Source organism: Pseudomonas sp. PAMC25584 (assembly GCF_058135675.1).
This window is the reverse complement of the sequence record NZ_CM176870.1, coordinates 398,236-419,402: the sequence shown is the minus strand read 5'-3', so window position 1 is coordinate 419,402 and position 21,167 is coordinate 398,236. Positions and strand designations below refer to the sequence as shown.

The 21,167-nt window shown below is 61.1% G+C and carries 17 protein-coding genes and 1 pseudogene; 9 read left to right on the top strand and 9 right to left on the bottom strand.

Features of this window, described 5'->3' with window-relative positions; translation table 11 throughout:
• The first annotated feature begins 1 nt into the window (after position 1).
• The 8 genes and pseudogenes from ACS5Q8_RS01850 to ACS5Q8_RS01815 all read left to right on the top strand — a co-directional run bounded on the left by ACS5Q8_RS01850 (position 2) and on the right by ACS5Q8_RS01815 (position 6,603).
• Positions 2–334 (top strand): phosphoribosyl-ATP diphosphatase, encoded by a 333-nt coding sequence (locus ACS5Q8_RS01850; RefSeq protein WP_247397012.1) that lies wholly within the window; start codon positions 2–4, stop codon positions 332–334.
• Between the two features lie 25 nt (positions 335–359).
• Positions 360–638 (top strand): twin-arginine translocase TatA/TatE family subunit, encoded by a 279-nt coding sequence (locus tag ACS5Q8_RS01845; RefSeq protein ID WP_276195917.1) that lies wholly within the window; start codon positions 360–362, stop codon positions 636–638.
• Positions 639–648: 10 nt separating this feature from the next.
• Complete coding sequence (gene tatB, locus ACS5Q8_RS01840) at positions 649–1,059, top strand: Sec-independent protein translocase protein TatB (protein ID WP_465159781.1); 411 nt, start codon at positions 649–651, stop codon at positions 1,057–1,059.
• Entirely contained in the window at positions 1,056–1,850 is a 795-nt protein-coding gene (gene tatC / locus ACS5Q8_RS01835) for a twin-arginine translocase subunit TatC (protein ID WP_247402944.1), read from the top strand. The genes tatB and tatC overlap by 4 nt, the downstream gene beginning before the upstream one ends.
• Entirely contained in the window at positions 1,847–2,554 is a 708-nt protein-coding gene (locus ACS5Q8_RS01830; protein WP_276195915.1) for a 16S rRNA (uracil(1498)-N(3))-methyltransferase, read from the top strand. The genes tatC and ACS5Q8_RS01830 overlap by 4 nt, the downstream gene beginning before the upstream one ends.
• A gap of 81 nt (positions 2,555–2,635) precedes the next feature.
• Positions 2,636–3,646: pseudogene (locus ACS5Q8_RS01825) on the top strand (methyl-accepting chemotaxis protein); the annotation flags it as partial.
• A gap of 33 nt (positions 3,647–3,679) precedes the next feature.
• Positions 3,680–4,552 carry a methyl-accepting chemotaxis protein gene (locus tag ACS5Q8_RS01820; protein WP_426244274.1) on the top strand — a complete coding sequence of 291 codons (873 nt, stop codon included), beginning with the start codon at positions 3,680–3,682 and terminating at the stop codon, positions 4,550–4,552.
• Between the two features lie 143 nt (positions 4,553–4,695).
• The gene (locus ACS5Q8_RS01815) at positions 4,696–6,603 is read left to right on the top strand and encodes a methyl-accepting chemotaxis protein (RefSeq protein WP_443693715.1); all 1,908 of its coding nucleotides are present in this window, start codon (positions 4,696–4,698) and stop codon (positions 6,601–6,603) included.
• A 22-nt stretch (positions 6,604–6,625) separates the two neighbouring features.
• Here the strand turns inward: ACS5Q8_RS01815 and ACS5Q8_RS01810 are convergent, their stop codons facing one another.
• The 9 genes from ACS5Q8_RS01810 to ACS5Q8_RS01770 all read right to left on the bottom strand — a co-directional run bounded on the left by ACS5Q8_RS01810 (position 6,626) and on the right by ACS5Q8_RS01770 (position 16,819).
• Positions 6,626–7,360: an amino acid ABC transporter ATP-binding protein gene (locus ACS5Q8_RS01810; protein WP_443693713.1), complete on the bottom strand. Its 735-nt coding sequence runs from the start codon at positions 7,358–7,360 to the stop codon at positions 6,626–6,628.
• Positions 7,353–8,312: an amino acid ABC transporter permease gene (locus tag ACS5Q8_RS01805; RefSeq protein ID WP_443693711.1), complete on the bottom strand. Its 960-nt coding sequence runs from the start codon at positions 8,310–8,312 to the stop codon at positions 7,353–7,355. The genes ACS5Q8_RS01810 and ACS5Q8_RS01805 overlap by 8 nt, the downstream gene beginning before the upstream one ends.
• Before the next feature lie 146 nt (positions 8,313–8,458).
• The gene (locus ACS5Q8_RS01800) at positions 8,459–9,256 is read right to left on the bottom strand and encodes a transporter substrate-binding domain-containing protein (protein WP_276195911.1); all 798 of its coding nucleotides are present in this window, start codon (positions 9,254–9,256) and stop codon (positions 8,459–8,461) included.
• Between the two features lie 219 nt (positions 9,257–9,475).
• Positions 9,476–10,276, bottom strand: a complete 801-nt coding sequence (locus ACS5Q8_RS01795; protein ID WP_276195910.1) for a transporter substrate-binding domain-containing protein — start codon at positions 10,274–10,276, stop codon at positions 9,476–9,478.
• Between the two features lie 188 nt (positions 10,277–10,464).
• Complete coding sequence (gene mdoH, locus ACS5Q8_RS01790) at positions 10,465–13,035, bottom strand: glucans biosynthesis glucosyltransferase MdoH (protein WP_465159780.1); 2,571 nt, start codon at positions 13,033–13,035, stop codon at positions 10,465–10,467.
• Positions 13,028–14,755 (bottom strand): glucan biosynthesis protein G, encoded by a 1,728-nt coding sequence (locus tag ACS5Q8_RS01785; RefSeq protein ID WP_276195909.1) that lies wholly within the window; start codon positions 14,753–14,755, stop codon positions 13,028–13,030. Before ACS5Q8_RS01785 ends, mdoH begins: the two co-directional genes overlap by 8 nt.
• A gap of 266 nt (positions 14,756–15,021) precedes the next feature.
• A complete protein-coding gene (gene dtd, locus ACS5Q8_RS01780; protein ID WP_465159779.1) occupies positions 15,022–15,459 on the bottom strand; it encodes a D-aminoacyl-tRNA deacylase in 438 nt (145 codons plus the stop codon).
• Complete coding sequence (gene pip / locus ACS5Q8_RS01775; RefSeq protein ID WP_276195908.1) at positions 15,456–16,427, bottom strand: prolyl aminopeptidase; 972 nt, start codon at positions 16,425–16,427, stop codon at positions 15,456–15,458. Before pip ends, dtd begins: the two co-directional genes overlap by 4 nt.
• A 152-nt stretch (positions 16,428–16,579) precedes the next feature.
• Complete coding sequence (locus ACS5Q8_RS01770; protein ID WP_426100489.1) at positions 16,580–16,819, bottom strand: hypothetical protein; 240 nt, start codon at positions 16,817–16,819, stop codon at positions 16,580–16,582.
• On the opposite strand from ACS5Q8_RS01770, the gene ACS5Q8_RS01765 reads away from it, so the two are divergent.
• Positions 16,818–21,167, top strand: coding sequence for an RHS repeat-associated core domain-containing protein (locus tag ACS5Q8_RS01765; protein WP_465159778.1), 4,350 nt, complete (start codon positions 16,818–16,820; stop codon positions 21,165–21,167). The two genes, ACS5Q8_RS01770 and ACS5Q8_RS01765, sit on opposite strands and share 2 nt — an antisense overlap.

Genomic DNA, 21,167 nt, shown 5'->3' with positions numbered 1-21,167 from the left:
CATGAGCGATACCCTGAACCGTGTGGCCCAGGTGCTGGAAGAGCGCAAAGGCGCGGATGCCGAAAGCTCCTACGTCGCCAGCCTGTACCACAAAGGCCTGAACAAGATCCTGGAAAAACTCGGCGAAGAATCCGTCGAGACCATCCTTGCCGCCAAGGATGCCGAGATCAGCGGCGACTGCAGCGATGTGATCTACGAAACCGCCGACCTGTGGTTCCACAGCCTGGTCATGCTCGCTCAACTGGGGCAGCATCCGCAGGCGGTGCTGGATGAACTGGACCGTCGCTTCGGCTTGTCCGGGCATGTCGAAAAGGCCTCGCGCCCGTCCGCCTGAATAACTTTTACAGAGGAATTGCAGCATGGGCATTTTTGACTGGAAACACTGGATCGTTATTCTGGTGGTAGTCGTTCTGGTATTTGGCACCAAGAAACTGAAAAACCTCGGCACCGACGTGGGCGAGTCGATCAAGGGCTTTCGCAAGGCCATGAACGACGACGAAAAGCCGGCCGACCCCGCCGTCAACCCGGCGCCACCGGTCCAGCCTGTGCACCCCCAGGCGGCCCAGCCGATCACCGAGCGTCGGACCTTCGACGTGCAGGCTGAAAAAGTTGAAGAGCCGATCCGCAAAGACTCGTGAGCACTGACTAATGTTTGGTATCAGCTTCTCTGAACTGCTGCTCGTCGGCCTCGTGGCCTTGCTGGTCCTGGGGCCGGAACGCCTGCCCGGTGCCGCGCGCACGGCTGGCCTGTGGATCGGGCGCCTGAAACGCAGTTTCAACGCCATCAAACAGGAAGTTGAACGGGAAATCGGCGCCGACGAAATCCGCCGCCAACTGCACAACGAACACATCCTGTCGTTGGAGCAAGAGACGCGCAATATTCTGACGCCGGTGCAGGAGCAGGCCAAGCCGGTGGCGCCCGTGGCCGAGCACAGCATCGCTCCCACGCCCGCAGTTGAAGCAACGCCCGCCACCCCGACCACGCCAACCGAGCCAGCGCAGGCGCCCATCGCGGCGCCTGCTCCCCATGACCCTACATTGCCGCCGCGAGCCCCATGAGCGCTGATAAACCGGAAAACGACCAGCACATGCCGCTGGTCTCGCACCTCACCGAGCTGCGTACCCGCCTGCTGCGTTGCGTGGCGGCGATCTTCGTAATTTTTGCCGGGCTGTTCGCCTTTACCCAGCAGATCTACACCTTCGTCTCCACGCCACTGCGCCATTACCTGCCAGCGGGCGCGACGATGATCGCCACCGACGTATCGTCGCCGTTCCTCACGCCGCTGAAGCTGACGATGATGGTCTCGCTGTTCCTCGCGATCCCGGTGATCCTGCACCAGATCTGGGGCTTTATCGCCCCCGGCCTGTACAAGCATGAGAAGCGCATCGCAGTGCCCTTGCTGGTGTCGAGCATCCTGCTGTTCTACACCGGCATGGCGTTCGCTTACTTCCTGGTGTTCCCGCTGATCTTCAAGTTCTTCGCCGCCGCCACCCCGGCCGGCGTTGAGATGATGACCGACATCACCAGCTACCTCGACTTCGTGATGACGCTGTTCTTCGCCTTCGGCGTGGCCTTCGAAATCCCGGTGGCCGTGGTGTTGCTGGTGTGGATCGGCGTGGTCAACGTGCAATACCTGAAGAAGGTCCGCCCCTACGTGATCATCGGCTGCTTCGTGGTCGGCATGATCCTGACCCCGCCGGACATTTTCTCCCAGACATTGCTGGCAGTGCCGATGTGGATGCTGTTCGAGATCGGCATCCTGTTCAGCAGCCTGATCACCAAGCGTGGCGAACACCCCGACGACCAAGCCGCCGACGACAACGACCAGCCGCCAGCAACCCAGCCGTGAACCTGCTGCTGCTTGAAGAGGCCGACTTTATCGCGGCCGACCGGGTGATCCTGCGTGACCGGCGCCTGGTGCATATGCAGGACGTGCACCGCGCGACGGTGGGCGACAACCTGCGGGTCGGGCGCATCGGCGGGCTGATGGGCAATGCACAACTGCTGCGCCTGGAAGCCCACGAAGCCGAGTTGCAAGTAGCCTTCGACCTGCCGCCACCGGCCAAACTGCCGCTGACCCTGTTGCTGGCCCTGCCCCGCCCGAAAATGCTCCGCCGGGTGCTGCAAACCGTCGCCGCCATGGGCGTGCCGAAGGTAGTGCTGCTCAACAGCTACCGCGTGGAAAAGAGCTTCTGGCAAACCCCCTTCCTGGAGCCCGAGGCGATTCGCGAGCAATTGATCCTCGGCCTGGAGCAGGCGCGGGACACGGTGCTGCCCGAGATCATCATCGAAAAACGCTTCAAACCCTTCGTCGAAGACCGCCTGCCCGCTCTGACCGCAGGCACCCTTGGCCTGATCGGCCATCCCGGCGATTACCCATCCTGCCCGCGCGGGCTGGATGAGCCGGTGACCTTGGCTATCGGCCCGGAAGGCGGCTGGATTCCCTACGAGGTCGACCTGCTGACCAAGGCAGGCCTGCAACCGGTGCAACTGGGTGCACGCATCCTGCGCGTGGAGACCGCCGTCACCGCCCTGCTCGCCCGGCTGTTCTAGCCACCCTATTCCTACAGATTTTTCATGCGCCGCCGATAACCTTCGAATAATTCCAAGCCTTGCTCTAGGGGAGTTCGCAGCATGTATCGTTGGTTAGCCGAAAAGCTGGGGAATGTCAGCGTCAACCACAAGCTGGGCGTAGGCTTTGGCCTGGTGTTGCTCCTTACCTTGTTGATCACCTTCACCGGCTGGACCGGCCTGGGCGATGTGACCAGCCGTGGCGACAAATTGGGGTATATCTCCAGCCTCAATGTCTTGACCAAAGACCTGCGTATCGCCCGCCTGGACTATGAAATGCGCCGTGGCGAACAAGGCACGGCAGCCGTCAGCGACCTGCTGAACCGGCTGGACAGCGGCATGAAGACCGCCCGTACACTGATCGAAAACCCCACGGACATCGCCCTGGTCGATGAGCAATTGGCCGCCGTGGACCAATACAAACGCGCATTCAGCGATATGGCGCAAGCCGGCGCCAACCGCGAAGACGCGCGCAGCAAGCTGGGCAATACCGCCGACAATGCAGTGCTCAAGGTGAATGAAGTCGAGAAGTCCCTGCTGCAAGGCGACAGCGTCACCCAGTTCAATAGCGTGGTCGAACTGAGCAAGCTGATCCAGCAAGCGCGCTTCCAGGTTCGCGGCTACACCTACAGCGGCAAGGTCGAGGCTGAGCAACCTGCGCTCGACGCCATCGACAACGCCCTGAAGAAGATCACTGAACTGCAAGGCGCATTGCCGGCGCAATACCAGGCGGACCTGCAACAGGCCAGTGTCTCGCTGCAAGCCTATCGCGCCGCTGTCAGCCAGTTCCGCGACTCCCAGGTGGCCACCGCCGTCGCACTCAAAACCATGAGCGCACAAGGCGATATCCTGCTGAGCCGCAGCGATAAACTCACGCTTTCCCAGACCGCAGTGCGCGACACCGATGCCGCCCAGGCCAGGTACCTGCTGCTGCTCGCCACCGTACTGGCATTGATCTTTGGCCTGGTGGCCGCCTGGGCGATCACGCGCCAGATCGTCATCCCGCTGAATCAGACCCTCAAGGTGGCCGAGCGCGTTGCTTCGGGCGACCTGAGCCACGACCTGACATCCACACGCCAGGACGAACTGGGCCAACTGCAACGCGCCATGCAAAGCATGACCGTGGGCCTGCGCGAACTGATCGGCGGCATCAGCGACGGCGTCACCCAGATCGCCAGCGCCGCCGAACAATTGTCGTCGGTCACCGAGCAGACCAGCGCCGGGGTCAACAATCAGAAAATCGAGACCGACCAGGTCGCCACCGCCATGAATGAAATGGCCGCGACCGTGCAGGAAGTTGCGCGCAACGCCGAGGAAGCCTCCGAAGCGGCCTTGGTGGCGGACCAGCAGGCCCGCGAAGGCGACAAGGTGGTCGGTGAAGCCATCGCCCAGATCGAACGCCTGGCCACTGAGGTCGGCAACTCCACCGAGGCCATGGGCCATCTCAAGCGCGAAAGCGACAAGATCGGCAGCGTGCTCGACGTGATCAAGTCGGTGGCCCAGCAAACCAACCTGCTGGCGCTTAACGCTGCGATTGAAGCGGCACGAGCCGGTGAAGCCGGGCGTGGCTTCGCGGTGGTGGCCGATGAAGTGCGCAGCCTGGCTCAACGCACGCAAAAATCCACGGAAGAGATCGAAGAGCTGATCGGCGGCCTGCAAACGGGCACCCAGCAGGTGGCAACCATCATGGACAACAGCCGCGGGCTGACCGACAGCAGCGTCGAGTTGACTCGCCGCGCCGGCAGCGCCCTGGAAAACATCACCCGCACCGTGTCGACCATTCAGGCGATGAACTCGCAGATTGCCACCGCCGCCGAGCAACAAAGCGCCGTGGCCGAAGAGATCAACCGCAGCATATTGAACGTGCGCGATGTGTCGGAGCAAACGTCCTCGGCCAGTGAAGAGACCGCCGCCTCCAGCGCTGAACTGGCGCGCCTGGGCATCTACCTGCAAACCCTGGTTGGGCGCTTCCGCATCTGACCGGCGCTGGGCGGCGAGCCATCCGGGTCGCCGCACTTCAGCAACTTGTGAAATTTCCTACGCACTTATCAGCCCGCCCTCACCCCAAATCGATTTAGCGTTTGCATGGTTGCGCAGCGCTTTTTCAGATTTGGAGGTTCACCATGTTTCCTCGGCTGACCCACTTGCTGGTCAACGCCAGCGTCCGACTCAAACTCGCCCTGGGCTTTGGCCAGGTGCTGATCCTCAGTTTCATCATTGCCATGACCGGCTGGCAGGCCTTGAATGCCGCCCTGTTCCGCTCCAGCAACCTGACGGTGCTGGGCCAACTGGCGGCCGACGCCGAGGCGATGCGCGCCGACCGCATCGTTTACCGCACCCTCACGGACACCGCCAGCCTGGGCAAAATGACGCAGCAGATCAAAAAAATCGATCAGCATCTCGACTACCTGTCACAGCACGTCATTGATCCGACCGACCTGCAGCGCCTCAAGGAAGCGGAGCGTCTCGTGGCCAGCTTCAAAGCGGCGCTAATGGAATTGCCGCCCTTGATCGAACAGCGGGAAAACACCCGGCCGCCGCTGCATAAGATCGCCCTGCAAGCCAGCGATACCCTCGCGCAACTGGCCAGCGAACTGCCTGACCAGCAAGACCAGCAGGCCCTCGACGCTATAGAGAGCCTGCGCCAAGCCATGGAACAGGCCGAAGATCGCGCCCAGAGCCCCGCCTGGGCCGCCGAGTCGCTGCAAGCCTATGCCGAAGCGGTGGGCAAGACCCTCGACGCCCTGGATATCGCTCAAGCCGCCGTCACAAGCCTACCCGTCGACTCTGTCGTGCTCACCACGGATCTGGCCACCTACCGCACCTTGTTGATCAAACTCAAGGAGACCCAAGTCACCACCGAAACCGCGCAGAACCGCTTTGAACAGCAACTCAACCAGTTGCTCGAACAAAGTGACCTGGTGAGCCAGGGCCAGATCCTCAAACGCGACCGGGAAGCGGAGCACACCCGAACACTGCTGGTCAGCGTCACGCTTGCCGCTCTGCTGCTCGGCGCCCTGGCCGCCTGGTGGATCGCCCGGCAGATCACCCTGCCGTTGCGTGAAGCCTTGGTCGCCGCCAACCGCATCGCAGCGGGCGATTTAAGCGAAAACCCCGCCGTGGAGCGCCGTGATGAAATGGGCCAGTTGCAGCAGAGCATCGGGCAGATGATCCGCAACCTGCGCGGCCTGATCAGCGGCATTGGCGACAGCGCCCGGCAAATCGCCAGTGCGGCCACGCAGTTGTCGGCCGTCACCGAACAGACCCGCGCCGGCGTCAACAATCAAAAGGACGAAACCGATCAGGTCGCCACGGCAATGAATGAAATGCTCGCCACCGCCCAGGAGGTCGCGCGGCATGCCGAACAAGCGTCGATCGCGGCGAGTGAAGCCGACCAACAGACCCGCGTCGGCGACAAGGTGGTTGCACAGGCCGTTGAACAGATCGGCCACCTGGCCAGTGAAATGGCCCTCTCCAGCCGAGCAATGCTGGCGTTGCAGCAAGAGAGCCAAAAGATCGGCAGTGTGCTGGACGTGATCAAATCAGTGTCCCAGCAGACCAACCTGCTGGCGTTGAACGCCGCCATCGAAGCCGCGCGCGCGGGCAGTGCCGGAGAAGGCTTTGCGGTAGTCGCCGATGAAGTGCGCAGCCTGGCCCGGCGCACCCAGGCGTCGGCCGAGGAAATTGAAGAACTGATCCTCAGCCTGCATTCCGGCACCCAACAGGTGGCGGACATCATGGACAGCAGTCGCAGCCTGACAGACAACAGCGTCGGCTTGACCCGCGACGCCGGCGACGCCCTGGCGGCGATTGCCCGCACGGTGTCGGTCATCCAGGAAATGAACCCGCAGATTGCCGCCGCCGCCGAGGAACAAAGCGCGGTGGCCGAGGAGATCAATCGCAGTGTGTTGAAGGTGCGCGATGTGTCCGAGCAAACCGCCGCCGCCAGTGAAGAAACGGCGGCAGCGAGCGCTCAGTTGACCCAGTTGAGCCTGGACCTACAGACGCTTGTCAGCAAGTTCCGACTTTAACGCTTCCATAGTGTGAGCGTGATTACAGCACCTGGCGCAGGAAGGCCTGGGCGCGCGGGTCTTTCGGCGCATCGAAGAACTCGGCCGGGGACGCGTCTTCAAGCAGCTTGCCATGGTCAAAGAACAGCACGCGGTCCGCCACTTCACGGGCAAAGCCCATTTCGTGGGTGACACAGACCATGGTCATGCCTTCCAGGGCCAGGGTTTTCATGACGTCAAGCACTTCGCCGACCATTTCCGGGTCGAGGGCCGAGGTGGGCTCGTCGAACAACATCACCTTGGGTTCCATCGCCAGCGCACGGGCAATCGCCACCCGCTGCTGCTGGCCGCCGGACAGCCGCGAGGGAAACTCGTTGGCCTTTTGCGCAATGCCGACCTTTTCCAGCAACGCCAGGGCCTTGGCTTCACGCTCTTGCTTGCCACGCTTGCGCACGACTTTTTGCGCCAGGCACAGGTTCTCCAGCACCGTCATGTGGGGGAACAGGTTGAAGTGCTGGAACACCATGCCGACTTCGCGGCGATAGGCGTTCACGTCGGTTCTCGGATCAGCCAGTTGCAGCCCGTCGATGCTCACCGAACCCGAATCGAACGCTTCCAGGCCATTGAGGCAGCGCAGGAAGGTCGACTTGCCCGAGCCAGACGGGCCGATCACCACCAGCACTTCGCCCTTGGCGACCTGGGTGGTGACGTGGTCCACCGCGCGCACCACTTGGCCACGGGTGTCGAAGACTTTTACCAGATCGCGGACTTCAATCACTTTGCGCGAGCCTCCGCTCAAGCCGGCTGGCCATTTTCGACAGCGGCAGGTTGATCAACAGGTACAGGCCTGCCACGCAGAACAGGATTTCAAACGGCGAAAACGAGGTGGTGATGACTTCGCGGCCGCTCTTGAGCAGCTCGGTAATCGCGATCACCGACACCAGCGAGGTGTCTTTCACCAGGCTGATAAATTGCCCGGCCAGGGGCGGCAGCACGCGTTTGAGCGCCTGCGGCAGCACCACATGGCGCATCGACTGGCCCGCACTCAAGCCCAGCGAGCGTGCGGCTTCGTTCTGGCCACGGGTGATCGACTGCACACCGCCTCGGACGATTTCCGCCACGTAGGCCCCGGTGAACAGCGACAGCGCAGCGATCGCGGCAAACTCCCGGGACAGGTTGAGCACCGTACCGATAAAGAAATAGAAAATGAAGATCTGCACCAATAGCGGGGTGCCGCGCACCAGTTCGACGTAGATCGTCGACAGATCGCGCAAGGTCGGGTTGCTGGACAGCCGGCACAAACCGGTCGCCAGGCCGATCGCCAAGCCCAGGACACCGGACACCACGGACAGCCACAAGGTGGTCCATAAGCCCCACATCAATGGCCCCAGCGCCCACTGCCGGGTCACGCCCACTACATCGCCTTCGGCCACGTCATCGCCACGTGCCACTTGCAGGCTGTTGTCGGCCACGGTGAGTTTTTGCTCGGTGCCCGCGTCGTTGCGCAGGGTGACTTCGGCCACATCGCCTTTGCGCACCAACTCGACAACGGTGGACACATCCGCCGCGCGCTGGGACGTTTCGGCCTGATAGGCGAAATATTGCGGCACGCGGTTCCAGCGCCATTCGTAGGACATCAGCGACGTGGCGTAGTACAAGGCGCCCGCCAGGCCGACCAGCACGACCACGGTCAGCAGGTGCCAGGGCCATTGGGCTTTTTTCTGTTTCATTTCAGGTTCCGGGATGTGTGTCGCCTGTCATACCGCCATCGCGAGCAAGCCCGCTCCCACATCTCGACCGCATTCTCATGCTGGAACTCGGTCGAGTGTGGGAGCGGGCTTGCTCGCGATAGGCGCGACTCGGTATTCCGCCAGCCTTATTCCATGTCCTTGAGCCACTCGGAGCTCTTGAACCACTTGTCATGGATGCGATCGTAGGTGCCGTCGTTCCTGATCTGGTGCAGGAAGTTGTTGATGTAGTTGATGCTGTCGTAATCGCCTTTCTTCAGACCGAAGGCCAACGGCTCGAAGGTGAAGGGTTCTTCAAGGAACACCAGCTTGCCGTTACCGACTTTCTTCTCGGCGACGACGTTGTACGGCGCGTCATACACAAAGGCATCGGCCTTGCCGTTGACCACGTCCAGCACGCCTTCCTGTTCGTTGTCGTAGCCGTGGTACTTGGCCTTGGAGATCAGCTTTTTGGCCACCATCTCGCCGGTGGTGCCGAGCTTGGAGGTCAGGCGGTATTTCTCGTCGTTCAGGTCTTTGTAGGACTTGATGGTGCCTTCCAGGTCCTTGCGAATCAGCAGGGTCTGGCCAACCACGATGAAGGGTTCGCTGAAGTTCAGGCGCAGGTTGCGTTCCTGGGTCAGGGTCATGCCGCTGCCGATCATGTCGAACTTGCCGGTGAGAAAGGCTGGGATAATGCCGTCGTAGCCGGTGGACACCAGCTCCAGCTTGACGCCCATGGACTTGGCCATGGCCTTGAGGATGTCGACTTCGAAGCCGATGATTTCACCGCGCTTGTTGGTCATTTCGAACGGCATGTAGGTCGGGTCCATGCCGACTTTCAGCGTGCCACGCTTGACCGCATCGTCGATGGCTCCGGCCTGAGCCGCGTTGGCCGCGACCAGCGCGGTGACGCCGAGCAGCAGCATCGAAAGATACTTTTTCATCATCAAGTCCCCTGAACGATTCTTATGAGGGCGGCGCGCAAAAGGGCTGCACCATTTCGGGGTGCGATCCTAACCCACTCGCTGCCCGGCACAAAGGTTTCGCGGGTAATTGTTGTCGATGCATGTCGGAATATCCCTACAGCGCCGCGCAGAGGCGCAGGGATAGACACCTTATCGCCCGGCTCAGGCAATGGGTTGATGTGTAAGCACTTATGACTTTCAGTCGACCTCCGTCATCCAGTCGGTGTCCTTGAACCACTTGTCGTACAGCCGATCGTAGGTGCCGTCCTGCGCCACTTGGTTGAGAAAATGGTTGATCCAGTTCAGGCTGTCGTAATCGCCTTTTTTCAGGCCGAACGCCAGGGGCTCGTAGGTGAAGGGTTGCTCCAGCGCCAGTAACGCCTGGTTTTCCGGCCGAGTCATCGCGATCAGGTTGTAGGGCGCGTCATGGATAAACGCATCGGCCGCACCGATCACCACCTGGCGCACCCCTTCCTCCGGCGTCGCGAAACTGCTTAGCCGAGCCGCCCCGAGGAATCGTCGCGCCGCAGCCTCTGCGGTAGTGCCTTCAGTGGTGGCGATGCGGTAGCCGGCTTCGTTCAGGTCCTCGATACTGGCAACCTTGCCGGCGAGGCGGGGATGCAGCAACACCGTTTGGCCTACCACGATAAAGGAGTCACTGAAATTCAGCTTGAGGTTGCGCTCCTGCGTGACCGTCATGCCGCTGCCAATCAGATCAAACTTCCTCGCCATCAGCCCCGATAGCAACTCGGTGTACGGCACCGCCACCAGCTCAAGTTCAACCCCCAGGGCACGGCTCATCGCCTGGAGCAAATCGACTTCAAAACCGACAATACGCCCCTGTTTATCGGTCATCTCGAATGGCACGTAGGTGGGCGTGGTGCCCACTTTCAGCACGCCACGCCGAACGGCGTCGTCCAGCGCGCCGGCCTGCACCAGACCACCGTGAATCAATGCGACAGCGCCCATCAGCAATGCCGAACAATACCTTTTGATCATGAATCCCCCTGTGGTCGAGTCAAATTTCGGGGGGCGATGCTAACTCAGACACAGGCACGGCAATACGCCTCGAACCGGGGACTTTTGTTTCGAAATAACAAGGAGTTAGGGTGCAAAGGAAGAAGCGGGAAACGCTGTAGGACCAGCGCTTGAGATGCCCCCGAGGAGAACCCTCGGGGGCGTCTGAATCAGGCCGGTTGAGCCTGGGACGACAGCGGTTGCAACGGCAGCAATGGCGCGTGGGGATCAGACTTGATCGACTCGCGCCAGGCCCCCAACCACTCGGCATGCCCTTCGCTCCAGACCTGCTCGTGCAAGCGGGCCAGGGCCACCGGGTCACTGAGCAAGGCCAGGCGTTCGGCGTTGGTGAGGCCGGCAGGGCCGACTTTCAACGCATAACGCACGCGCTCGCCACGCAGGTACTCGATCGGCTCCGCCTCACGGTGACGCGAGGTCGCCAAGGCGCAAGCCAGGGCGTTCTGCTGCGGGTCGACCACCGAACGCACAAACCCGTCATTGAGGGCGTGCCAACGGTTTTCGTGGGTGTACTTCTCGGTCGACAGCAGCGCTTGCGGCGGATTGTATTCCTCAGGGATCAAGAACAGGCTCTCGTCACGGGACTTGAGACCCAGCTTGACCCGACTGGAAATCACCGACACCGGGATCGACAGCATCAGCGAACCGACGATCGGGATCAGCCACCACAGGAAGCTCGGGTTCAACCACACCACCAACAGCGCCCAGAGAAAGCCGAGCAGGGTTTGCGGACCGTGGCGCTTGACCGCTTCACCCCATGGGGTGGAGTCGTCGTCACGCTGCGGCGAATTCCAGGTCGCAGCCCAGCCGAGGAACGCGGCGAGGACGAAGCGGGTGTGGAAGATCATCCGCACGGGCGCCAGCAGCATGGAGAACAACATCTCCAGCAGCATCGACATTGTCACCTTGAACTTGCCACCGAACTCTTTCGCGCCCTTGGCCCAGATCAGGATGACGCTCAGCAACTTCGGCAGGAACAGCAGCACGACAGTGGTGGAGAACAACGCCACCGCCTTGTCCGGATGCCATTGCGGCCACAGCGGGTACAACTGGCGCGGCGCCATGAAGTACTGCGGCTCCATCAAGGTGTTCACCGCCAGCAACGCGGTGGACAGCACCAGGAAGAAGAACCACAACGGTGCCGACAGGTAGGACATCACGCCGGTGAGGAACACCGCACGGTGGACCGGGTGCATGCCCTTGACCAGGAACAGGCGGAAGTTCATCAGGTTGCCGTGGCACCAGCGACGGTCACGCTTGAGTTCGTCCAGCAGGTTCGGCGGCAGTTCTTCGTAGCTGCCCGGCAGGTCGTAGGCAATCCACACGCCCCAGCCGGCACGGCGCATCAGCGCGGCTTCAACGAAGTCGTGGGACAGGATCGCACCGGCGAACGCGCCTTTACCCGGCAACGGCGCCAGGGCGCAGTGCTCGATAAATGGCTTCATCCGGATGATTGCGTTGTGACCCCAGTAGTGGGATTCACCCAACTGCCAGAAGTGCAGGCCGGCGGTAAACAGCGGACCGTACACACGGGTGGCGAACTGCTGCATGCGCGCATACAGGGTGTCCATACCCGACGCCCGTGGCGCGGTCTGGATAATCCCGGCATCCGGCGTGGCTTCCATCAGGCGCACCAGGCTGGTCAGGCATTCGCCGCTCATCACGCTGTCGGCGTCGAGAACGACCATGTATTTGTAATCACCGCCCCAACGACGGCAGAAGTCGTCGAGGTTGCCGCTCTTGCGTTTGACGCGACGGCGACGGCGACGATAGAAGATCTTGCCGAAGCCACCGGCTTCGCGGCACACGTCGAGCCAGGCTTGCTGCTCGGCAATGCAGATGTCGGCGTCGTTACTGTCGCTGAGCACGAAGAAGTCGAAGCGGTCCAGATCACCGGTAGCCGCGACTGATTCAAACGTCGCACGCAGACCGGCGAATACGCGGGGCACGTCTTCGTTACAGATCGGCATCACCAGCGCGGTACGCGCATTTTTCGGAATCGGCTCGTTACCGGCATTTTTACCGGAGATCCGGTATTTATCGTGGCCAGTCAGCAGCTCGAGGAAGCCCATCAACGCGGTCCAGAAACCTGCCGACACCCAGCAGAACAAGATCCCGAACATGATCAGGATACTGGTTTGCAGCGCGTAAGGCAGTACCTGGGTCGCGGTTTGCAGCAGGGTCTGGTTGCGGATCTCGTCGAAGTCGACCAGCGACCACCCCTGGTACGGCATGATGCCTTTCATATACCAGCCGGCCACGATGGTCTGGCCGAGCATCAGCGTCAGCAGGATGTAGCGACGGATCGAACCGACGGTGCGCCAGCGCGCCGCCGGCAGCACGCGTTCGTCTTTCGGCGGCGTCGGCGGGTTGGTGCGGCCGGTCAGCCGGCGCCAGCCGCGCACCAGGATATTGGTGCGCCACGGCTCAGGCACAACCTTGGTCCGACGAATCGGCGGAGTGGCCTTGAGGCACACACGGCCGCTGGCGTCGAGCGCCAGCATTTCGGCATCCTCCAGCTCTTCCGCCGTGCTGAGGGTCAACCGGCGGCCAACCGACGCTTGGGCAGCGTCGACCGGCGCATCGAACACCTTGGACGACAAACGTTCGTGCAGTTCGCTGAAGGATGTGCAGCCCGCCAGTTCGGCGCGCTGCTCTGCGGTCATCGGCAGGTGCGCCAGATACTCGGACAGAGTCTCTGGCTGGACTTGAGAATTACTCATCGGCAGGCAACTGATAGCTCCAGGTTTCGGTCAGGACTTGCTCGGTCTTGATCGGCTCCGGTGTGGCTGGGGCAGCTTCTGGCTGCTTGGCTTCCTTGTCTTTCTTGGCCTGTTTCTCATGCTGTTTGGCCAGCACTTTGTCGGCTTTGAGTACTTGGGTCGACACCTTCTCGGGCTCAGGCTGCACGATGTCCTGGACCAGGGCCGCACGCATTTCAGTCGGTTTGCCTGCGTCCTTGATCTTCATGCGCAAGGTCAGGCGCCAGCCTTTGGTGTGCTCGTTGTAACGCACGCTGTTTTCGACCAACTCAGCGTTGTCACCCACGCTCACCTGGCTGCGAACCGGCGCGTCCGGTGGCAGTTTCTTCAGGGACGGGCCCTCGAAGTCCACCAGGTACGCGACGCTGCCATCCGGCTGACGGATCAGGTTGGATTGCTTCACGTCGCCGGTGGAACGCAGGGTCTGCTTGACCCAGGCGCTGTCCGGCGAATGGAACGCGGCGTCGTCCAGGGTCCAGTGCAGGCGATAGGCGACATCCAGCGGCTGGCCGACTTCCGGCAGTTTTTCCGGGCTCCAGAAGGCCACGATGTTGTCGTTGGTTTCGTCGGCGGTCGGGATCTCTACCAGGTCCACGGAACCCTTGCCCCAGTCGCCTTCAGGCTCGATCCAGGCGCTTGGCCGCTTGTCGTAGTTGTCGTCCAGGTCTTCGTAGTGACTGAAGTTGCGACCGCGTTGCAGCAGGCCGAAACCACGCGGGTTCTCTACGGTGAAGTTACTGACCGACAGGTGTTTAGGGTTGTTCAGTGGGCGCCAGATCCACTCGCCATTACCGGCATGGATCGACAGACCGCTGGAATCATGCAGCTCGCGACGGTAGTTGAGGACCTTGGACGGCTGGTTCGCGCCGAACAGGAACATGCTGGTCAACGGGGCAACGCCCAGCTTGCTGACCTTGTCGCGCAGGAACATCTGGGACTTGACGTCGACCACGGTGTCGGTGCCAGGACGCAGGATCAGGCGATAGGCACCGGTGGCACGCGGCGAATCCAGCAGAGCGAAGATCACCAGGTGCTTGTCACCCGGCTTTGGACGCTCGATCCAGAACTCGGTGAAACGCGGGAACTCTTCGCCGGACGGCAGCGCGGTATCGATCGCCATGCCACGGGCGGACAGGCCATACACCTGGTCCTTGCCCACGACGCGGAAATAGCTGGCCCCGAGCATGGTCAGGATTTCGTCTTGCTTGTCGCCCTTGTTGATCGGGAACAGCACACGGAAACCGGCATAACCCAACTGCTCGGTGGACTTGGGATCAAACTTGACGTCGCCGAAATCGAAGCGCGTCGGGTCGTATTTGATTTCCTGAACGTTGTCGGCGGTGACTTCGTTGATTTTCACCGGTGTATCGAAGTGCATACCCTGGTGATAGAAGGACAGCTTGAACGGGGTGTTCTGATCGGCCCACTCGGCTTTTTCGTTACGGAAACGAATCTTCTGATAATCAGCGAATTTCATTTCGCGGAATTCGTTCGGCAGATTGCTGCGCGGAGCTTCGTATTTCTGCCCGGCCAGCTCTTTTGCCTTGGCCGACACATCATCCAGACTGAATGCCCACAGTTGACCCGCGCCGAACAGGCAAAACAGGGCGGAGCCCGTCACCAGTGCGTTTCGTAACCGTTTGGCAGACAATTTTGGTGCATTACAGGGACTAACAATCACGAGCAACCCTCGCCGAAAACAGATCAAAAAACCAACGGCCAGCTATCTATATGCCAGGTTGGCGAGCATTGTTCCGACTCCCCTGGGGCAAAATGATTCCCCTGAGGCTGTCGGACAAGTCTCTACCTAAGTCAAAAATGGACCAAACAACGCTGATCCCCGTAGCGCGCGATTATCTAGTAGCCCGCGAGACAACGCATCAGGGACAACGAAGTATTTATAGCGAAACCCTGCGTTTTTAGGCATTAACGTCGTTTTTAATACATTCATGTCTGTAAGAGGAAGGTCACAGGGCCATCATTGACCAAATGTACCTGCATATCCGCACCAAAACGCCCGGACGCCACCTTGCCATGCAATTGTTGCGCTTGTAACAGCAAGTGTTCAAAAAGTGCTGCGCCCAGAGCCGGCGGCGCGGCGGTGGAGAAACTTGGCCGCAGCCCGCTTTTGGTATCCGCCGCCAGGGTGAACTGCGACACCAGCAGCAAACCGTCGCCGATATCCTTGAGCGACAGGTTCATCTTGCCGTCGTCGTCGCTGAACACCCGATAGTTAAGCAGCTTATGCAGCAGTTTGTCGGCGCTCTCGACGGTGTCCGCAGGTTCCACGGCCACCAGCACCAGCAAACCCTGGTCGATCGCCCCCACGATTTCGCCCGCGACCTCGACCCGGGCGCCACGCACCCGTTGCAACAGGCCCTTCATGCTTCTTCAGGCGGCAGGTCCAGCAGGCGGCGCGCCATCTCGCCGGTCGCGCGCACCAAGGCATCGGTGATGCCGGGCTCGGACGCCGCATGGCCCGCCTCGCGGATCACCTGCAGTTCACTGTTCGGCCAGGCCTGGTGCAACTCCCACGCGTTATCCAGCGGACAGATCATATCGTAGCGGCCGTGGATGATTACGCCAGGCAGATGGGCGATCTTGTGCATGTCTCGAATCAGCTGGTTGGGTTCCAGGAAGGAATTGTTGGTGAAGTAGTGGCACTCGATGCGGGCGATCGACAGCGCACGCTGGGGCTCGGCGAAACGCTCGATCAACTGCGGGCTCGGGCACAGGCCCAACATGCGCCCTTCCCAGGTGGACCAGGCCTTGGCGGCGTGCATCTGGGCAATCTGGTCGTTGCCGGTCAGGCGTTTGTGGTACGCGGCGAGCAGGTCGTGGCGCTCGTCCAGGGGGATCGGCGCAAGGTAATCCTGCCAGTAATCCGGAAACAGACGGCTGGCGCCTTCCTGGTAAAACCAGCGGATGTCCTGGGGCCGGGCCAGGAAAATCCCGCGCACGATCAAACCGTGCACGCGCTCGGGATGGGTTTGCGCGTAGGCCAGCGCCAGGGTCGAACCCCAGGAGCCGCCGAACAAGACCCATTTATCGATGCCCAGGTGCTCGCGAATGCGCTCAAGGTCGGCGACCAGGTCCCAGGTGGTGTTATTTTCCAGGCTGGCGCGGGGGGTAGAACGCCCGCAGCCACGCTGGTCAAAGGTGATGATGTGGTACAGGTTCGGATCGAAATAGCAGCGGCTGTTGGCGTCGCAACCGGAGCCAGGGCCACCATGAATGAATACGACGGGCAAGCCTTCGGGAGAGCCACTTTCATCGACGTACAGGGTGTGGGTGTCGTCGACAGCCAGATCGTGCCGGGCGTAGGGTTTGATCTGCGGGTACCAAGTCTGCATTGCGCGCTCCGTAGGGGGTCGGGTTCATCCCTGGGGGGACGTCTTTTATTCTGCCGTCTGGCACTATAAACCCGAATTGTGCAATGAGCATGTCCTTGAGCGCTTAGACCTGTGTCAGCAGTTCGCTACCCAGGTGAGCCAACAGGCAGCTATCAAAGCCAGTCGCCCTCCTCCACCTCGCTCTGCGCCCGCAAACAGCCATGGACCAGACTTTGGCCGCAGTACAGCAGCGCGCTTACGCCCGCCGCGTGCAGGTGCTTGGCATACAAGTGGAGAGTTTGGCCGATCAACCTCAGGAGCATTCCTACAAGCGCATCGGAAAGTCTCACCTGAGCAATACCGCCACTGCGTGATTTGATCCGGGTCTTTTTCAGACACGGATCGTTACGCATGACTGACACGCCTTGGGCTGCCCGCGAGGGCGATGCGCTTCTGCACAGTTCAATGCTGGCCGACGTTTTAGGCGGAGTCCTGGAGATTGCCGCCAACGTGGCCGTGACCGCATTGGCGACAGCGGCGGTGGTTGCGGCGGCGGGTGTCACCGTGGCGACTGGCGGTCTCGGCTGCGTAGTACTCGGCGCCGTGGTGGGTGCGGTGGTCGGCGTCGGCATGAGCAAAACCGGCGCGGATAAAGGCCTCTCACGATTATGTGAGTATTTCGCCAATGCCCTGTTTCCTCCCGTCATCGACGCCTTCATCAGCAGCGGTTCGCCCAACGTATTCATCAACGGCAAACCCGCTGCGCGGGCGGCTGGCAAAATCTCGGATGTAATCGCAGCGCCAGGTGGTGAGCCTTCTTATCTGGATATCGCTGAAGGGTTTTTCTCTCAGCTATGGCGCCCAACGGTGGCCTCTCCGGTGGCGGGCGCTGCGCCTTGTCCTGGCGATAAAGTCGACTGCCATAAACACCCGCCGATGCCAGAGCAATACATGGCCGAGGGTTCCAGTCGCGTATTTATCAACGGCCAGCCCGCCGTGCGCAGTGGGGATCGCAGCACCTGCGAGGCCAAGGTTGGGACGGTACAGATTTCGCCGAATGTGATCATCGGCGGAGCGCCCGTGGTGGTTCGCGAGATTCGCAGCGGCAAGACGCCCGGTGTCGGGCTGGCGGTGACGGCGCTGCTGACGTTGCGCGGCGGTGGCGCGAAATTCTTCAGCAAGTTGCCGTGCATGGCCGTGGGCGGGCTGGTGTCGTGGGGCAGCGGCCAGGTGAGCAATGCGTTGACCGCTGCGGCCGCAGGTTCGCCCAACCCGGTACACAGCGCCACGGGCGCGAAAGTTCTCGACGGTGAAGACGACGTGGACTTCGCCCTGCCGGGCCTGTTGCCGATCGAGTGGCAGCGTTACTACAGCAGTCGGGATGAACGCCGCGATGGCCTGTTCGGCGCCGGTTGGAGTGTGATCTACGAAGTCTTCGTCGAGACGGGTGGGCTTCCTGAGGGCGGCGAGCGCCTGGTCTACACCGACGAGCAGGCCCGGCAGATCGACATGGGCGTGATCCCCTTGGGCGGCGCGGTGTTCAGCGCGGGCGAAGGCCTGAGCGTGCGGCGCCATGCCAATGGGCAGTTGCTGATTGAAAGCGTCGACGGGCTCTATCGGCTGTTCGAACCAACGCCCGGCAACCCGTCGCACCTGCGCCTGAGCCAGTTAGGGGACCGCAACGACAACCGCATCCTCCTCGACTATGACGCCCAAGGTCGCTTGAGCCGGTTACGCGATTCCTTCAATGATGTGCGAATCGAGCTGGGCTACAGCCAGCAAAAACTCGGGCGGGTCGAGCAAATTGAACGGCTGTTCGCCGACCACAGCCGCGAAACCCTAGTCAGCTATGTCTATGACGCTCATGGCGACCTGGCCGAAGTTCGCGATACTTCCGGGCATCTACAGCGCCGCTTTGCCTACGACAGCGGCCGGCACATGGTCGAGCACCAACGGCCTACCGGGCAGCGCTGCTATTACCAGTGGGCCTGTGTGGACGACGCCGAATGGCGCGTGATCCGACACTGGACCGACGAGGGCGACGACTACCAGTTCGACTATGACCTACACGCTGGGATCACGCGGATTACCGATGGTTTGCAACGGGTCAGCACCCGTCGGTGGAATGCCCAGTACCAGATCACCGAATACACCGACAACCTCGGCCAAACCTGGCAATTCGAATGGAATGACGAGCGCCAGTTGCTCAGTGCCACCGATCCTCAGGGCGGTCAGTGGAGGTTCGGTTACGACGAGTCCGGCAACCTGTGCGAGACGCAAGATCCGTTGGGGCGGATCGAATCCACCTTTTGGCTGCAGCATTGGTCGCTGCCGTTGGTGGAAACCGATGCCGCCGGACAGGCCTGGCAATACCGGTACGACCCGCGCGGCAACTGCGTCAGCGAAATCGATCCACTTGGTCAGACAACGCGCTACCGCTATGACGCGTTTGGCCAGGTGGTGGAAATCATCGACGCCACCGGCAAAAATAAAAAGCTGCGCTGGAACCCATTCGGGCAATTGTCCGAGCATGTCGATTGCTCAGGCCACCCCACGTGCTTTCGCTACGACGAGCGAGGCTATTTGCAGGTCATCACCGACGCCCTCGGCGAACGCACTCAATTCAGCTACAACGCTCAAGGGCGCTTGCTCAGCAGCCAACTGCCGGACGGGCGCACCGAGCAGTATCAGCGTGATGCCAGCGGTCAGTTGGTGGGCTATACCGACCCCGCCGGCCACACCACGCTCTACCAGCACAACCGTCGCGGCCAGGTACGCCAGCGGGTCGATGCGCACGGCAGGCAGATCGAATTCCGCTACGACGCCTATGGCCGGTTGCAAACCCTGACCAACGAAAACGCCGAAAGATACTGTTTCACCTGGGACCAGGGCGACCGTCTCACTGCGCAGCAAGACCTCGACGGCAGTGCGCGGCGCTATACCTATGACACCCTGGATAACCTGGCCGCTGTCGAATACGTGCCCTTGAATGAGGCGTCTTCCATAGTGCATCGCCTGGAGCGCGATGCCGTCGGGCGCTTGCTGGCGAAAGTGACCGATGACGGCCGTACCGAATACGCCTACGACCCGTTGGATCAACTCACCGCCATCACTTTCACCGGCAACGATAAGACTACGCAGGCGTTGGCCTTCGCCTACGACCCGCTGGGCCAACTGCTTACCGAACAAAGCGCCGCTGGAAGCCTGAACCATCACTACGACGAACTCGGCAACCTGATCCAAACCCAACTACCCGACGGCCGCTGGCTCAATCGCCTGTACTACGGCAGCGGCCACCTGCACCAGATAAACCTCGACGGCCACGTCATCAGCGACTTCGAACGCGACCGTCTACACCGCGAAGTGCTGCGTACCCAAGGCCAGATCACCACCCGCAGCGAATACGACCGCAGCGGCCGCCTGCGCGCACGCCAGCGCCGCCACGCCGGCCAGCCCTCGTTGATGCCGGCAGCGGCGCAAAAGCACTTCGAGTACGACCCCGCCGACAACCTGATCGGCAAACTCGACCAGCAACCCGCAGCGCAACACCGCCAACTGCTGCACTACGACGCCACCGGCCGCATCATCGCCACCCAGGACAACACTCAAGGTCAGCGCGAAACCTTCGCCTACGACGCCGCCGCCAACCTGCTCGACGGCCCGCAAACCTCTGGCGGCTTGGTGCGCCATAACCGATTGCTGACCTATCAGGACAAGCGTTACCGCTACGACGGCTTTGGCCGAATGATCGGAAAGCGCAGTGCTGCGCGAGGTGTGCAGCATTTCGCTTACGACGCTGAACACCGCTTGATCCAAGTGCGCAGCCAAAAAGGCGAGCGAGAAACGGTAGTGAACATGACCTACGACCCGCTTGGCCGACGCATCGCCAAAACCGAACACGACAGCCGGGGTTATGCGCTGGGAGAAACCCGCTTCACCTGGGATAGCCTGCGCCTGCTGCAGGAGCATCGGCATAGTCAAACCAGCCTGTATCTCTATGAGGACGATGGCTATACGCCGCTGGCCCGGGTTGATGGCGTGGGCGAACACCAGAGCGTGCGCTATTACCACAACGACTTGAATGGGTTGCCGGAGCAACTGACGGAAGCTGATGGGGAAACGGTGTGGCGGGCGACTTATCGGGTGTGGGGGAACACGGTAGAAGAGGTGCGTGAGCCTTACTACATTGAAGAGCAGAACCTGCGGTTTCAGGGGCAGTATCTGGATCGGGAAATCGGGCTGCACTACAACACGTTTCGGTTTTACGATCCGGATGTGGGGCGGTTTACGACGCCGGATCCGATTGGGTTGGCGGGAGGGCTGAATTTATATGCTTACGGTATAAACCCGATTGCCTGGATCGACCCACTGGGATTCGCAGGCTGTCCGGTATCCAAAATCATCAGTAACGCAAAAAACGGAAAAGTCAGACGCGGAAAGGATTATCACGGGCGACTGGATAGCGGTCTGGAGCGACACGTCCTAAGTAGTCCTCAAGGGATCTATCAAGCCAAAAATGGCAACCTGATATTCCATAATGAGGGCAACATTGTGGTAACTCATGGTAAAGGTGGAGCCCAAGGAAATGTCATTACGAGTTATGGACCTAGCGGCCCCCGTGGCGAAAGCGGTGCCGCCATTTACGGCGGAAAATCCACTGACCCTGGTCTGCCGATAACGTCTGATATGATTCTGAAAGGGACGATTCCGAGACCCAATGGTGGTCTCATTCCTCCCGCAATAAAAATGGAAGGTTTTTAA

Coding starts and splice junctions, on each gene's coding strand:
- ACS5Q8_RS01815 (WP_443693715.1), top strand. CDS start 4,696: ATGTTTCCTCGGCTGACCCACTTGCTGGTCAACGCCAGCGTCCGACTC.
- tatB (WP_465159781.1), top strand. CDS start 649: ATGTTTGGTATCAGCTTCTCTGAACTGCTGCTCGTCGGCCTCGTGGCC.
- tatC (WP_247402944.1), top strand. CDS start 1,056: ATGAGCGCTGATAAACCGGAAAACGACCAGCACATGCCGCTGGTCTCG.
- ACS5Q8_RS01805 (WP_443693711.1), bottom strand. CDS start 8,312: ATGAAACAGAAAAAAGCCCAATGGCCCTGGCACCTGCTGACCGTGGTC.
- pip (WP_276195908.1), bottom strand. CDS start 16,427: ATGCAGACTTGGTACCCGCAGATCAAACCCTACGCCCGGCACGATCTG.
- ACS5Q8_RS01770 (WP_426100489.1), bottom strand. CDS start 16,819: ATGCGTAACGATCCGTGTCTGAAAAAGACCCGGATCAAATCACGCAGT.
- dtd (WP_465159779.1), bottom strand. CDS start 15,459: ATGAAGGGCCTGTTGCAACGGGTGCGTGGCGCCCGGGTCGAGGTCGCG.
- ACS5Q8_RS01845 (WP_276195917.1), top strand. CDS start 360: ATGGGCATTTTTGACTGGAAACACTGGATCGTTATTCTGGTGGTAGTC.
- ACS5Q8_RS01800 (WP_276195911.1), bottom strand. CDS start 9,256: ATGAAAAAGTATCTTTCGATGCTGCTGCTCGGCGTCACCGCGCTGGTC.
- ACS5Q8_RS01820 (WP_426244274.1), top strand. CDS start 3,680: ATGCAAAGCATGACCGTGGGCCTGCGCGAACTGATCGGCGGCATCAGC.
- ACS5Q8_RS01850 (WP_247397012.1), top strand. CDS start 2: ATGAGCGATACCCTGAACCGTGTGGCCCAGGTGCTGGAAGAGCGCAAA.
- mdoH (WP_465159780.1), bottom strand. CDS start 13,035: ATGAGTAATTCTCAAGTCCAGCCAGAGACTCTGTCCGAGTATCTGGCG.
- ACS5Q8_RS01795 (WP_276195910.1), bottom strand. CDS start 10,276: ATGATCAAAAGGTATTGTTCGGCATTGCTGATGGGCGCTGTCGCATTG.
- ACS5Q8_RS01765 (WP_465159778.1), top strand. CDS start 16,818: ATGACTGACACGCCTTGGGCTGCCCGCGAGGGCGATGCGCTTCTGCAC.